General features: G+C 63.0%; 11 protein-coding genes. 2 read left to right on the top strand and 9 right to left on the bottom strand.

Translation table 11 applies throughout. From position 1 onward, the window contains the following. Positions 1-11: 11 nt before the first annotated feature. Together ACB031_RS11710 and ACB031_RS11705 are read right to left on the bottom strand one after the other, a co-directional pair. On the bottom strand, positions 12-3,140 hold the full coding sequence (locus ACB031_RS11710) for a multidrug efflux RND transporter permease subunit (RefSeq protein ID WP_371139607.1): 3,129 nt from the start codon (positions 3,138-3,140) through the stop codon (positions 12-14). Between the two features lie 36 nt (positions 3,141-3,176). After that, the gene (locus ACB031_RS11705; RefSeq protein WP_371139606.1) at positions 3,177-4,316 is read right to left on the bottom strand and encodes an efflux RND transporter periplasmic adaptor subunit; all 1,140 of its coding nucleotides are present in this window, start codon (positions 4,314-4,316) and stop codon (positions 3,177-3,179) included. A 155-nt stretch (positions 4,317-4,471) separates the two neighbouring features. On the opposite strand from ACB031_RS11705, the gene ACB031_RS11700 reads away from it, so the two are divergent. Both ACB031_RS11700 and ACB031_RS11695 read left to right on the top strand, forming a co-directional pair. Next, on the top strand, positions 4,472-5,200 hold the full coding sequence (locus ACB031_RS11700) for a response regulator (protein WP_010634673.1): 729 nt from the start codon (positions 4,472-4,474) through the stop codon (positions 5,198-5,200). Further along, on the top strand, positions 5,197-6,255 hold the full coding sequence (locus ACB031_RS11695) for an ATP-binding protein (protein ID WP_371139605.1): 1,059 nt from the start codon (positions 5,197-5,199) through the stop codon (positions 6,253-6,255). Before ACB031_RS11700 ends, ACB031_RS11695 begins: the two co-directional genes overlap by 4 nt. Positions 6,256-6,503: 248 nt before the next feature. Here the strand turns inward: ACB031_RS11695 and ACB031_RS11690 are convergent, their stop codons facing one another. From ACB031_RS11690 to cutC, 7 genes are all read right to left on the bottom strand, one after another. Next, a complete protein-coding gene (locus tag ACB031_RS11690) occupies positions 6,504-6,833 on the bottom strand; it encodes a multidrug efflux SMR transporter (protein WP_010634671.1) in 330 nt (109 codons plus the stop codon). Positions 6,834-6,850: 17 nt separating this feature from the next. Beyond that, positions 6,851-7,264: a multidrug efflux SMR transporter gene (locus ACB031_RS11685; protein ID WP_016350021.1), complete on the bottom strand. Its 414-nt coding sequence runs from the start codon at positions 7,262-7,264 to the stop codon at positions 6,851-6,853. A gap of 19 nt (positions 7,265-7,283) precedes the next feature. Then, positions 7,284-7,976 (bottom strand): hypothetical protein, encoded by a 693-nt coding sequence (locus ACB031_RS11680; protein ID WP_371139604.1) that lies wholly within the window; start codon positions 7,974-7,976, stop codon positions 7,284-7,286. Positions 7,977-7,987: 11 nt separating this feature from the next. Further along, entirely contained in the window at positions 7,988-8,608 is a 621-nt protein-coding gene (locus ACB031_RS11675) for a phosphate propanoyltransferase (protein WP_371139603.1), read from the bottom strand. After that, positions 8,605-9,057 (bottom strand): BMC domain-containing protein, encoded by a 453-nt coding sequence (locus ACB031_RS11670; RefSeq protein ID WP_042006030.1) that lies wholly within the window; start codon positions 9,055-9,057, stop codon positions 8,605-8,607. The genes ACB031_RS11675 and ACB031_RS11670 overlap by 4 nt, the downstream gene beginning before the upstream one ends. A gap of 12 nt (positions 9,058-9,069) precedes the next feature. Continuing rightward, positions 9,070-10,017, bottom strand: coding sequence for a choline TMA-lyase-activating enzyme (gene cutD, locus ACB031_RS11665; RefSeq protein WP_017766562.1), 948 nt, complete (start codon positions 10,015-10,017; stop codon positions 9,070-9,072). A 113-nt stretch (positions 10,018-10,130) separates the two neighbouring features. Next, positions 10,131-13,517, bottom strand: coding sequence for a choline trimethylamine-lyase (gene cutC / locus ACB031_RS11660; RefSeq protein ID WP_371139602.1), 3,387 nt, complete (start codon positions 13,515-13,517; stop codon positions 10,131-10,133). Between the last annotated feature and the right edge of the window lie 2 nt (positions 13,518-13,519).

Below are 13,519 nucleotides of genomic sequence, written 5' to 3'. Positions count from 1 at the left end.
AAGCCTGGCCATTATTGCTCTCCCCATTGCTGAGCACGCCGGGCCAGCCAGACCTGCAGGCGCTCCTGCGCCCCGATGATGAAGACAAAGAAGACCGGCACGAAGAAGATGGCCAGCAGGGTGCCGCTGATCATGCCGCCGAACACGCCGGTGCCGATGGCATGCTGGGTCTCCGCGCTGGCGCCGCTGGCGAGCATCAGCGGCACCACGCCGAGGGTGAAGGCGAGCGACGTCATCAGGATGGGGCGCAGACGCAGGCGTGCGGCGGTCACCGCGGCATCAAGCAGCGTGCGACCCTCGTTGTGCAACTGGCGCGCAAACTCCACGATGAGGATGGCGTTCTTGGCCGACAGCCCGATGATGGTGATCATGCCCACCTTGAAGAAGACGTCGTTGGGCATGCCGCGCAGCATCACTGCCGCCACGGCACCGAGCAGGCCCAGGGGGATCACCAGCATCACGGAGAGCGGGATGGACCAGCTCTCGTAGAGCGCGGCCAGTACCAGGAACACCACCAGCGCCGACAGCAGCATCAGCAGGGGGGCCTGGGCCGCCGACTGGCGCTCCTGCAGCGACTGCCCCGTCCAGGCCAGGGCGAAGCCTGGCGGCAATTGTGCCACCAGGCGCTCCATTTCCGCCATCGCGGCGCCGCTGGAAACCCCGGGGGCGGCACTCCCGGAGAGGCGCACGGCGGGGAAGCCCTCGAAGCGCATCATCTGCTGCGGCGACTGGCGCCAGGTTGGCGTCACCACCTCCCGCAGGGGCACCATGCCGCCGCTGGCATTGCGCACCCGCAGGCCGAGCACGTCATCGAGCTGCATGCGTGCCTTGGCATCGGCCTGCAGAATGACCTGCTGCATGTGCCCGCCGTTGGGGAAGTCGTTGATGTAGAGCGACCCCATCGCCGCCGACAGGGTGCTGCTCACGCTGGTGAACGAGAGTCCCATGGCCTCGGCCTTCTGCCGGTTGATCTCGAGGTGAACGCTCTCGCCGGGGGGCAGGCTGTCCGGATAGACATCGCTCACCACCTCGCTTTGTGCGGCCAGTGCCAGCAGTTGCGCTTGGGCGGCCAGCAGCGCGGCTTCCCCCTGGTTGGCCCTGTCCTGCAGGAAGAGCGTGAAACCCGAAGAGGTGCCCAGTTCGTCGATGGCGGGCGGCAGCAGGCTCATTACCGTGCCTTCCTTGCTGTTGGCCATGGCGGCCTGTGCCAGTTCTGCCTCTTCGGCTGCCGTGGCACCATGACGCTGGTCCCAGTCTTTGAGCATGGTGAAGGCCATGGCCGCATTGGGGCCGGCGCCGGAGAAGCTGAAGCCCTGCACCACCAGGTTGGTGTCCAGCGCCTTGCGAGAGGCCACATGGGCCTCGAACTCCTTGATGACCGCCAGGGTGCGCTCGCTGGTGGCACCGGTCGGCAACTGGATGGAGGTCATGAAGTAGCCCTGATCCTCGTCCGGCAGGAAAGAGGAGGGCAGCTGGGCGGCGGCGATGGCCAGCACGGCGCAGAGGGCAAGGAAGGCCGCCATCATGCGTCCGCTGCGCCCGACTAGGCGGGTCACCTGCGTGCCGTAGCCTGCGGTGAGGCGCTCGACGCCCCGGTTGAAGGCACCGAAAAAGCCGCGCTTCTCATGATGACTCGGGCTGACCGGGCGCAGCAAGGTGGCGCAGAGTGCGGGCGTCAGGGTCAGGGCGAGGAAGGCCGAAATCAGGATCGAGACCGCCATTGACAGGGTGAACTGCTGGTAGATGACCCCCACGGAGCCGCTGCCGAATGCCATGGGAATGAACACCGCCGTGAGCACCAGGGTGATGCCGATCACCGCCCCGGTGATCTCCTTCATGGCTCGCGATGTCGCCTCCCTGGGCGAGAGCCCCCGGGTGGCCATCAGGCGCTCGACGTTCTCCACCACCACGATGGCGTCGTCGACTATGATGCCGATGGCCAACACCATGCCGAACATGGTCAGGGAGTTGATGGAAAAGCCGGCGAGCAGCATCACAGCGAAGGTGCCGAGCAGGGCTATGGGGGCGACGATGGCCGGGATCAGGGTGTAGCGCAGATTCTGCAGGAAGAGGAACATCACCAGGAACACCAGCACCATGGCTTCCAGCAGGGTGTGGATCACCTTGTCGATGGAGACCTTGACGAAGGGGGCCGAGTCGAACGGGATGGAGTAAGCCATGCCCGCCGGCAGTGTGGGGGCGAGCTGGGCGAGACGGGTGCGCACCGCATCGGCGGTGCGCACGGCGTTGGCACCCGGGGAGAGCTGGATGGCAGCGCTGGTGGCGGCCACCCCGTTCTCGCGGTTGGCAAAAGCGTAGGATTGCGCCCCCAGCTCGACCCGGGCGACATCACCCAGCACCAGCTTGGCGCCATCGGCACCTGCCCGCAGTACGATGGCGGCGAACGCCTCTGGGGTCGTCAGCTGCCCTTGAACCGTAAGGGGCACCGTCACACGCTGCCCCGGCAGGGCGGGTTCATCGCCGAGGCGTCCCGGTGCAATCTGCACGTTTTGCTGCTCGATGGCCTGCGCCACCTCGCTGATGGTCAGCCCGTAGGCGGCGAGCTTGCCCGGATCCACCCAGATTCGCATGGCCTGTTCGGCGCCGAACAACTGCACCCGTCCCACGCCCTCGATGCGGCGCAGCTCCTGGACGATATTGCGCGCCATGTAGTCGTTCAGCGCAATTTCGTCGAAGCGGCCATCCGGCGAGGTCATGCCGACCATCATCAGAAAACCCGAAGAGGCGGACTCCACCTGCAGGCCGTTTTGCCGCACCGCCTGTGGCAGGCGAGGCTCGACCCCCTTGATGCGGTTTTGCACGTCCATCTGGGCCAGCTCGGGGTCGGTGCCCGGCTTGAAGGTGGCGGTGATCTGCGCGCTGCCCGAGGCGTCCACCGACGACTCGAAGTAGAGCAGGTTCTTGACCCCCGACAGCTCGCGCTCGATAAGGCTCACCACCGCATCGTTCAGGGTCTGTGGCGTGGCGCCCGGATAGGTGGCATAGAGGGTCACCGACACCGGCGCCACCGAGGGATAGCGGGAGATGGGCAACTTGGGAATGGCGATGACCCCCGCCAGCACGATGAAGAGGGCGATCACCCAGGCAAACACCGGGCGATGAATGAAAAACTGCGGCATGAAAACGTCTCCGATTCAGCGGGTGTGGGTGCCGGCTTACTGGCCGGCAACAAGGGGCTGCCAGGGATGGGCAATGACTTGCGCCCCCGGGGTCAGGCGGTCTATCCCCTCGATCACCACCCGTTGTCCGGCGCTGAGCCCGGATACGATGCGGTACTGGCGCGCCACCAGCTCACCGGTTGTGACAGCTATTTGCTGTGCCTGCCCCTGGTCATCCACCACCCACACGCTGGTCTGGCCCGATGTACGCACCACCGCCTGCTGAGGCACGCTCAGGGCGTTGGCATAGTGAGCCCGGGGAATGCGCGCCTGCACGTAGAGGCCGGGCAACAGGCGCCGCTCCGGGTTGTCCACCAGCACCCGCAGCAGTACGTCACCGGTACCGGCATCCACCTCGATGCCGGAGAAGAGGATGTGCCCCTGCATGCCGAGCGGCTTGCCATCGCTGCCGAGGATCTCCACCGTCAGTTCAGGCGCCGTCGACCCTGTCTGCTGGCGCAGGGCTTCCAGTACCGAGGCCGGTTGACGCACATCGACGTAGACCTGATCGATCTGCTGGATCCTGGCCATGGGGGTGGCATCGGTGGGCGACACCAGGGCCCCTTCGCTCACCAGGGCCTGATCGATGCGCCCGGCGATGGGGGCCTCCACGCTGGCAAATTGCAGGTTCAGCTGGTGCCGGGCCAGGGTCGCCCTGGCCTGAGCCACGTCGGCGGCCGCCTGATCCCGCTGGGAGACGGCGTCATCATAGGTCTGGCGGCTGATGGCCTCGGTGCGCAGCAGCGGCACCAGGCGGTCAATCTGGATGCGCGCGCGGGCCAGCACGGCCTCGGCTCGCTGCAATGCGGCGGCGGCGCTGTCGACATCCGCCTTGAAGGGGGCCGGGTTTATCTGGAACAACACTGTGCCTGCGCCGATTTCGGCGCCCTGCTCGAACAGGCGGCGCTGCACAATGCCGCTTATCTGGGCGCGAATTTCGGCGCTGCGCACCGCGGCCACCCGGGCGGGCAGATCCTCGCTGATGACCAGGTCCTGCCCTGCCAGCGTCATCACCGACACCTGAGGAAGGGCTGGCGCGTCTTGCGCTTGCGGCGCCGCCCCATCGCAACCTGCCAACCCGAATACGGCAATGACGGCAAGCAGAGCGCCCGCATACCGCTGTCTGACAAACATCATACTCACCTCGTTAAACCGTCTCCCCGGCATGGTGTTGCCGCGAGAGCACATCGAGCGGGCATTATGGAGAGGGGCTATTGCGAATGATTCGAGGCTTTGTGGAGAATCCATGGAGGCGGTGATAAAGTTCAAATCCACCATTTTCGAGGCCGACCATGTCGTATCTTCCAGCCTCCGCCAGCCCGGCGGCCCAGTCACTGGTACTGATTGCAGAGGATGAAGCCGAGATCGCCGAGATCCTCGCCGCTTACCTGCAACGCCACGGCTTGCGTACCCTGCATGCCGCCGATGGCCGCGTAGCCCTGGCCATGCACCAGACATGCAAACCCGATCTCCTGCTGCTGGATGTGCAGATGCCGCAGCTCGACGGCTGGCAGGTGCTCAGCGAGATCCGGGCCCGTGGCGACACGCCGGTGATCATGCTGACCGCCCTGGATCAGGACCTCGACAAGCTGATGGGGCTGCGCATGGGGGCGGATGACTATGTGGTCAAACCCTTCAACCCGGCCGAAGTGGTGGCCCGGGTACAGGCGGTGCTCAGACGCAGCCAGGCGGCAAAGCAGGCCACGGCCCGGGTGTTGCGGGTCGGCCCCTTCCAGATCGATCTGGAGAGCCACGAGGCCAGCCTTTGCCGCGATGAGGGGCAACTGGTGCTGGATCTGACCCTGACCGAGTTCAAGTTGCTCGCCTCCCTGATGCGGGCGCCGAAACGGGTGTTCAGCCGCGCCGAACTGCTGACCCACTGCTTGCCCGAGGGGGATACCCAGGAGCGCACGGTGGACAGCCACATCAGCAAGCTGCGCAAGAAGCTGGAGGCGCACGGCATCCAAGGGGTGCCCGCCAGTGTCTGGGGCGTAGGCTATCGCTTCGGGGGCGATGCATGACATCGGCCCCCGGCCTGCGCAGGCAGATCATCCGCTCCCTGGGGCTGATGGCGCTTGGCATCATCTCCCTCGCGGTGATCGGCACCTATGTGTTCTACGCCATTGCCGTGACCTATGTGCCTGGCAGCATCTCCGAGAGCTGGATACCCTCCAGGGTCGAGATGCTCTGGATAGGCTCGACCATTCTGATTGCATTGGGGATGGCGCTGTACGTGTCGGTTCGCCTCTCTCGGCGCATCCTGACCCCGCTCAATTCGGTGGCGAACAGCCTGCGCGAGGTGGCAGAGGGCAAACTCGATGCGCGCGTGCCGCTGGATGAACAGGCAATTGGGGAGACGGCGCAACTGGTGCGGGACTTCAACACCATGGCCGAACGGCTGCAGAGCATGACCCGCGAGCGGGAGTTCTGGAATGCCGCCATCGCCCACGAATTGCGCACCCCGGTGACCATCTTGCGCGGCCGCTTGCAGGGGCTGGCCGAAGGGGTATTTCCGCCAGAGCGTGAACTCTTCGAAGGCTTGCTGCGTCAAGTGGAGGGGTTGACCCACCTGATCGAAGACTTGCGGGTACTGAGCCTCAACGACAGCGGCCATCTGGAGTTGCAACGAGAGGAGAGCAGGTTGGCAGACGAGCTTGCCGTGGTGCTCGAGGCGTTTGCCGCCTCTCTGGCCGCGAGCGGTTTCACCCTTAAGCGGGAGCTCGATGCCGAACTCCTTGTTTGTTGCGATGCACTTCGCATCCGTCAGGCTCTGATGGCGCTGCTGGAGAATGCCCAGAAGCATGGGGTGCCGGGCCTGCTGACCGTGCGTCTGTATCGCTCGGACGCCCAGTGCATTCTGAGTGTGGAAGACGAGGGGCCCGGCATCAGCGAGGAGGTTGCAGCCCATATCTTCGATGCGTTTCGCAGGGGGGATCCATCACGCTCGCGCAAGAGCGGCGGCAGCGGGCTCGGACTCGCCGTGGTCAAGGCCATTGTCGAGGCTCACTGCGGCAGTGCGGTTTGCCAACCAACCGAACGTGGCGGAACGACATTCACGCTCTCCTGGCCAATCTAGGTCAACAGCCTGCCAGCAAGAGAGGCTATTTTCCCTTCTCATGGTGATGGGGTTGAGGTATGCGATGGGGGGCGTGTAGTCACGGGAACGCCAACGGGATCAAATATGAGGCCCAAGCTGCCAGCCAGCTTGGGCCTTTCTCTTTTGCAACGCTTGCCGGCTTGTTACCAGGCAGGGCGTGTCAGGGCCAGCATGCCGGCGCGCCGGTGGCAGGTGCAGAGCGCAACTGCCAGGGTCTTGTCACGGCGTTACATGCTGGAGAAGACATTCATGATCACCCCGCCCGAGATGATCAGCGCCATCGCCAGGATGGCGGGCAGATCCGGCTTTTGCTTGTAGAGCAGCATCGAACAGATGGTGACCCCGACGATGCCGAAGCCGCACCAGAGCGAATAGGCCACCCCGACCGGAATGGTGCTCATGGCGCGGGTGAGGGCGAAGTAGCACAGGCTGTAGGCGCAGACGACCAGGATGGATGGCCCCAGTCTGCTGAAACCGTTGGTCTTCTTGATCATCGAGGTGCCGGTGATCTCAGAGCCGATAGAGAGCGCCAGCCATAAAAATCCGAAATTAAACATGGGTCATTCCTTTTGCGTCAGTTGGCGATGTTGTTGTTCATGGGGGGAGTGAGCGGCTCGGCGGAGGCATCGCTGCCCTCTTCGCTGCCCATCTTGGAGAACAGGTTCATGATGACGATGCCGCTGGCGATGACGGCCATGCCGATCATGGCGGCGGTGTCCGGGTGCTGGCCGTAAAACGCCATTCCCAGGGTGGAGACCACCAGAATGCCGGTTCCGGACCAGGTGGCGTAGGCAAGCCCAACGGGAATGTCTTTTACCGCGCGGGAGAGAGAGTAGTAGCAGGTGCAATAGAGCAGCACGAGCAGACCGAGCAGCAGCATCTTGGTGGTTCCTTCACTGCTGCCAAACATCTTGAGGGTGGAGGTGGCCGAGGTTTCGGACACAATCACCAGCAGCATCCATAGCCAACATTTTGTTTTTGAAGACATAAGTTAAACTCCGGGTTTGTTATTTAAGGTAAGGTTGTTTTTCTTTTCTTCTGCTTTTCAAAAAATCGATGGCGGCATCGGTCAGCTGGGCCTCGGCCGTCTGTGCCAGTGCCGGATCCTTCTCTACATCGCTGACCGTGAGATAACGGCGCGCCGTGCACGCTGGCGTAGGAGCCGCGTCGTTCGCCGGTGCCAGCTTCTCCAGCAGCTCGTTCATGGTGCACAGCACCACACCGAGCTCGTCCAGACGGCTGAGCGCCGCCTGCATGTGCCCGGCGTATGGCGCGCCCGGTTGCGACCCCAACAGCTGGTTCAGCTCGCTCTCGGGATCGCAGTGATAGCGCAGCGCCAGCACCGGCAAGCCGCTCAGCAGGGCATCGTGCAGCCGCCGGGCGACGGGGCTTTGCAGCGAGCCGCTCAGCAGATCCATCGCCAGCGGGTAGTCGAGAAAGGGCAGCACCAGCGCGCGATAGGGGGCGGGCGGCAGGGCCTGTTGCCAGATGCTGACCGGCACTGTCTCCCCCAGCGGTTGCCACAGCGCGTCATCCTCAATGTCTGCTGCCAGCGCAAGCTGCAGGGGCTGCCCACAGCTGGCCAGACGGTTTCGAATGGCCTGCCGATAGCCCTGGGCCGCGGTCACCATCACCAGCAACGGTGGCTGCAGGCGCCTGAGCATCTGTTCGACCAGGCGTTCAATCTGTTCGTCGGTCATGGGGATCTCCGTTAGCCGAGCAGCCTGACCTGCGCGCCGTTTTTCAAGCCGGCGGCGTTGGCCTCTTCGGTATCGATGTGAAATTCCAGGGCGAAATCGTCGCGCACCCGCACCACCACCTCATCGAAGGTCAACTGGCGCTCGCCGTCGCTGCGCACCCTCACCTTCTGACCGTGGGTCACGTTGAGCTGGCTGGCGTCTTGTGGCGAGAGGTGAATATGTCGCCAGGCGCAGATCACCTGAGAGCGCAGCTCCACGTGGCCGGCGGGGCCGATGAGCAGGGCGCTACCGGTATTTTCCAGTTGGCCTGATTCGCGGACCGGCGCCTTGATGCCGAGGGCGAAGCAGTCGGCGCGGGAGATCTCCAGCTGTGAAACCGGCCGGGTCGGGCCGAGTACCCGTACTCGGGTCAGCGAGCCCTTGGGGCCAACCACGGTGACGCACTCTTCGGCGGCAAACTGGCCCGGCTGGCGCAGCGGTTTGAGCGGCGTCAGGGTGTAACCCTTGCCGAACAGGGCCTCCACATCCTGTTGTGCCAGGTGAACGTGGCGATTCGAGATGCCGACCGGGATCGCCGGGCTGACCAGACTCAGACGGGCGGCGATCTTTTGATGCAGCTGGGGATCGATCATGCTTTCTTCCCTTTTCTTGCCGCGCCCTGTCGGTCTTCCGCCTGATCCGCGGCAGGCTGGCTGGCCGATGGAGTGGCCGGTTCGGTATCGGCACTGCTTTCCGGTGACAGGGCCGGTACAGCGCTTGTTGCGGTAGTAATCTCCTTCTTGGTGCTGGCCGGCACGCGCGGCGGGTAGCCCTTGAGGTTGCTGAGCGCCGCTACCGCGCTTGGCTCCGGACGGGCAATCACCAGGGAATGGACCTGCTGGTCGATGGTGGCGGCCACCGCGACGCCACGCTCGATGGCGGTGTGGATGGCGCTGATCTCCCCTTCGAAGCAGACGCTCACCAGCCCGGAACCCACCTTGCGATAGCCGATGCAGCTGACGCCTGCCGCTTTGCAGGCGGCGTCCACCGCCTGAATGGCGGCGACCCATCCTCGCGTTTCAATTACGCCCAAACTTTTCATCGTCGACTCCTGTTAATGGCGGACCAAGCGAATATCGAAATCAAATTGTGCAAAGAAGGCCTCCAGCCGATCCAATTCGTCCGGCGTGTAAGAGGGGTCTTGCGCAATCGGGTAGGGCATATCCAGCCGCTCATACTTCTTGCGGCCCAGCTGGTGGTACGGCAGCATGTCGATCCGCAGGATATTTCCCCGCTTCGCCAAGTTCTGTACATATTCGATGGCGCCGGTAATGGCATCCCATGAGTCGTTATATCCACGGATGAGCGGCATGCGCACAATCACCTTGGCGCCGTAATCAACCAGCCATTCCAGATTGCGGCGAATCCCTTCATTGCCGATACCCAGCATCGCCTTATGCTGTTCGCTGTTGATTTGCTTTATATCGAACAAAAAGGTGTCGGTGACGGGAGCCAGCTGCTGGTAATTGGCCAGCGAGGTGGTGCCCTGGGTCTCGATGGCGGTATTGATCATCATCTTCTTGCATTCGCTAAACAGCGCGACGGCAAAGTCGGTCTGCAGGCTCATCTCGCCGCCGCCGATGGTGACGCCACCGCCGGAGGAGATGTAAAAGTCATAGTCCTGCATGATGATCTCCATCAGCTCGCTGACGGTGACATCCTTGCCCATGATGTCCAGCGCATGCTGGGTGCAGACCTCTTCGCATTTGCGGCAGCCGATGCAATCCTTATTGCGATCGACGAAGTGTTTCATGCTGCCGTTCTCTTCGGCCCGGTAATGGACTCCGGCCGGACAGACATTCACGCAGTCACCGCAGTTGATGCATTTGTCGTGGGAAAACATCACCTGAAATTGGCTGCTGAGCCCTTCAGGGTTGGCGCACCAGGGACAGCGAAGGTTGCAGCCCTTGAAAAAAACCAGCGTGCGAATGCCATCGCCGTCATATATCGAATATTTCTGGATATTGAATATGCGGCCGGTTAATTCATTATTTGCGATCACGCTTGCCTCCTCTCCGGATGTGGCAGGCCGCAGTCGCATTATTTGCGACCTGCCATTGCGGAGTACTTCCGGTTATTTTGGCGATTAAGAAAGACGGGTTATCAACGTATCGATCAGAACTTCTCAATCACGGTGCGGCTGATGATCTCGTCCTGCACCTCTTTGCACAGCTCGACGAAATAGGCGCTGTAGCCGGCGACGCGCACGATGAGGTCGCGGTACTTCTCCGGCTCCTGCTGCGCCTTTTTCAGCACTTCGTTGTCGACATAGCTGAACTGCATCTGGCCATTGCCGAGGATGGAGGCGGTGCGCAGCAGGGTGATGAGGCCATGGCGTCCCTCCTGGGTATCCAGCAGCCCCTTGAGGAACTTGAAGTTATGCACCATGCCGATGTTCATGGTCTCCACGTTCATCTTGCTGACGGACTTGATGATGGCCGTCGGCCCCTGCTTGTCTGCCCCCTGGGTCGGGCTGATGCCGTCGGAGAGCGGCATCCAGGCCAGGCGCCCGTTCGGCGTGGCGTTGGTCAGCTCGCCGATGGGGGTGTTGTTGGAGATGGAGAGGGTGCCGTGACTCATTCTGGAGTAGAGCATCTTGTACTTGCGACACTCCTTCTCCGTCCACTCGGTGATATCCAGCGCGTACTGGTCGACGTAGTTGTCGTCGTTGCCGTACTTGGGCGCATTGAGGCAGTCGCGGCGCAGCGCTTCAAACCCTTCGAAGTTGGCCAGCAGGGCATCGCGAATTTGTTCGAGTGTGTATCTCTGCTCCTCGAACACCAGCTTGCGGATTGCCGCCATGGAGTCGACATAAGTTGCAAGGCCAGAAAAGATGAGTCCGGGCCCATAGTTGATCATTGCACCGCCAGCAGAGACATCTTTTCCGCTCTCCATGCACCCTTCCACCATGAGTGACATCAGTGGTTTCGGCGCCACGTCGCGGTGCACGCGTTGACTGATCACAGTGCCGACTGCTGACATGCGAACTATGTGGGCAATCTGCTGTTTCACCGCCGCATCGAACTGCTCGAAGGTGCACAGCTCGCGCAGGTCGCCGGTATCGAGCCCCTGATGGCTGTCGAACAGCACCATGCGTCCCCGGTTGAGCACGAACTCGATGGCGATGGGCCACTGGGTGTAACCGGTGGAGGTCCACTGATAGATGCGTCCCGATTTTTGCGGCTCGACACAGCCCATCAGGCAGTAGTCGCGGGCGTCTTCAAAGTCGAAGCCCTTGCGCAGCATCATCTTGATGTGGGAGTCATCGAAGTGGCAGGCCGGGAAACCCATCCCCGCCTTCACGACGTCGACGATCTTCTCCATGTATTTCTGCGGTGACTGGTTGTGAATGCGGCAGGCCAACGACGGCTGGTAGACCTTCACGAACCGCACGGCATCCATGATGAGGTAGGTCAGATCGTTGCAGGCATCGCCGCCGCTGCGCTTCTGGCCACCCACGGTCAGGTTGATGAAGGGCTGATAGCCGGCGAAGTATTTCGCCCCCAGCTCGCTCGACATCCACATCAGCTCGGCACACTTGATGATGAAGGCCTGCATCAGCTCGAGTGCGCTTTCGTGGGTCAGACGACCCTCGCGGATATCCGCTTCGAACATGGGGTAGCAGTACTGGTCGACCCGACCGAGTGACAGACCGGTCTGGTTCTCTTCGATCTCGAACAGCGACTCCACCGTCCAGATGCTCTGCAGCGCTTCTTGCAGGGTCTTGGGCGGGTTGGCCGGCACGTTCTCGTTCACCTCGGCGATGGTCAGCAGTTCGGCGCGGCGCTGGGCATCCTGCTCTTTCGCCGCCAGTTCGCGGGCATGGGCCGCGATGCGGCGGGCGTAGTTGACCACCCCTTCGCAGGTTTCGATCGCTGCCTTGTAGTAGTAGATGCGATCGATGTCGTCCGGGTTCTCCATGCTCAGCTGGTCGAGATGGGCCTGGGCGTCTGCCTTGATGCCGTTCATCCCCTTGGTGAACAGCAGCACGTCGTAGCCCGGGCAGGTGTCGCCACCCCCGTTGATCTGGTGGTAGGAGAGGTCGCTGACGAAGGTTTCGCCGCTGAAGGCCCAGACGCCGGCTTCCCGGTACTGCGCTTCGCAGATCTCGTCCAGCGAGCGGCCTTCCCAGAACGGCACTATCTCTTCGCGGATGGTTTTCTTGTCCGCTTCGCTGATTTCAAAGGGATCTTGCGGACGGGTGCTCATGGTATCGAGCTCGTCGCGAACCCAGCGCCAGGCAATGTCCGGCGAGAAGGCACCGGCGCGCGGCTTGCCGCACGGGTGGCCGACGATCAGCTCGTCATCCTGGATAAGGATGGGGGCGGTTTCACAGGCGTGACGGAACGCCTTGGCCCGCAGCAAGATGGTCGGCATGCCTGGGTTGGCCTTGACGACCTCGGTAAAGGCCTGTGCCCGGTAGATGGAGACGCTGGGGCGCACGGTCAGATAGTGGTTGCGCAGGCGCTGCAGGCGCGGCGTCAGCCCCTCCATCACCGGCGTATCGGCACAGGCGGCGAACGGGGCGGCGGAGACGTGCTGCACTCCGCGAAAGAGGCGAACCGGCAGCTCGAGGGCGCTCAGGTTTTGCTGGGCGCAGAGGAACATCTCGGAGAGCGGGTTGATGCTCGCCTGCTCCAGGCTGGCGCCGTGCAGCAGGGCATCAAACATGGGGTAGCCGTCGATGGCGCAGGTGGCGCGCACTTCGCTCAGCTCTGCCAGCTTGAACCACAGGCACTCGACGATCTCGTACGCCTGCTGCTCGGTCAGTGCGCCGTTGGCGATATCGCGCTGGAAGTAGGGCAGCAGCGCCTTGTCGGCCCCTTCCGGGTTGACTGCATAGCTGCCGTTGTCGAGTTGAAGCGCCAGCTGGAACAGGTAGAACGACTGGCAGGCCTCTTTGAAGTTGCGCGCCGGGTGGGCCGGTACATGGTGCAAAATGGCGGCGCTGTCGCGCAGCTCGGCCTGGCGGAACGGGTTGGTTTCGGCGGCGGCCAGGGTTTCGGCGCTGTTGGCCAGGTTCTGTGCCAGCGCCATCAGGGCATCGCAGGCGTGGATGGCGGCGCGGCAGCCGTTGACCTCGTCCATGCCGCTGCGGCTGACGGCGCTGCCCAGCGAGCGGGTTTTCTCTTCCAGCTGCTGCTTGATGGCCAGCACGCCCTTCTCCACCACCAGCTTGTAGTCGGGGGAGTCGATGGCGCTATTCAGATTCAGGAACTGGAAGGTGGACGGGCGCTGCCCGGCACTTTCGTCGTGGAAAATGGCGCCGTGCGGGGTGCGGGTCTGGTTGCCGACAATCAACTCGTCGGCACTGATGGTCAGCGGTAGCTGGCGCATCAGCTCGTAAAAGCGGCGTGCCGGTTTGACGGCGGCGGGAATGCCCGCGATGTCGTCATCCAGCCCGCTCAAAATCGTGGCGTGTTCGCTGCACAGGGTGCTGGCGTGCGCCAGTAAACGTTCAGCCAGCACGTTGACGCGCGGCGTTAAGCTGTAGTGTGCCATGA

Source organism: Aeromonas sp. S8(2024), assembly GCF_041403085.1.
Lineage (GTDB): Bacteria > Pseudomonadota > Gammaproteobacteria > Enterobacterales > Aeromonadaceae > Aeromonas > Aeromonas dhakensis.
The sequence above is the reverse complement of the archived record's forward strand: the minus strand, read 5'-3'. Positions and strand labels throughout refer to the sequence as shown.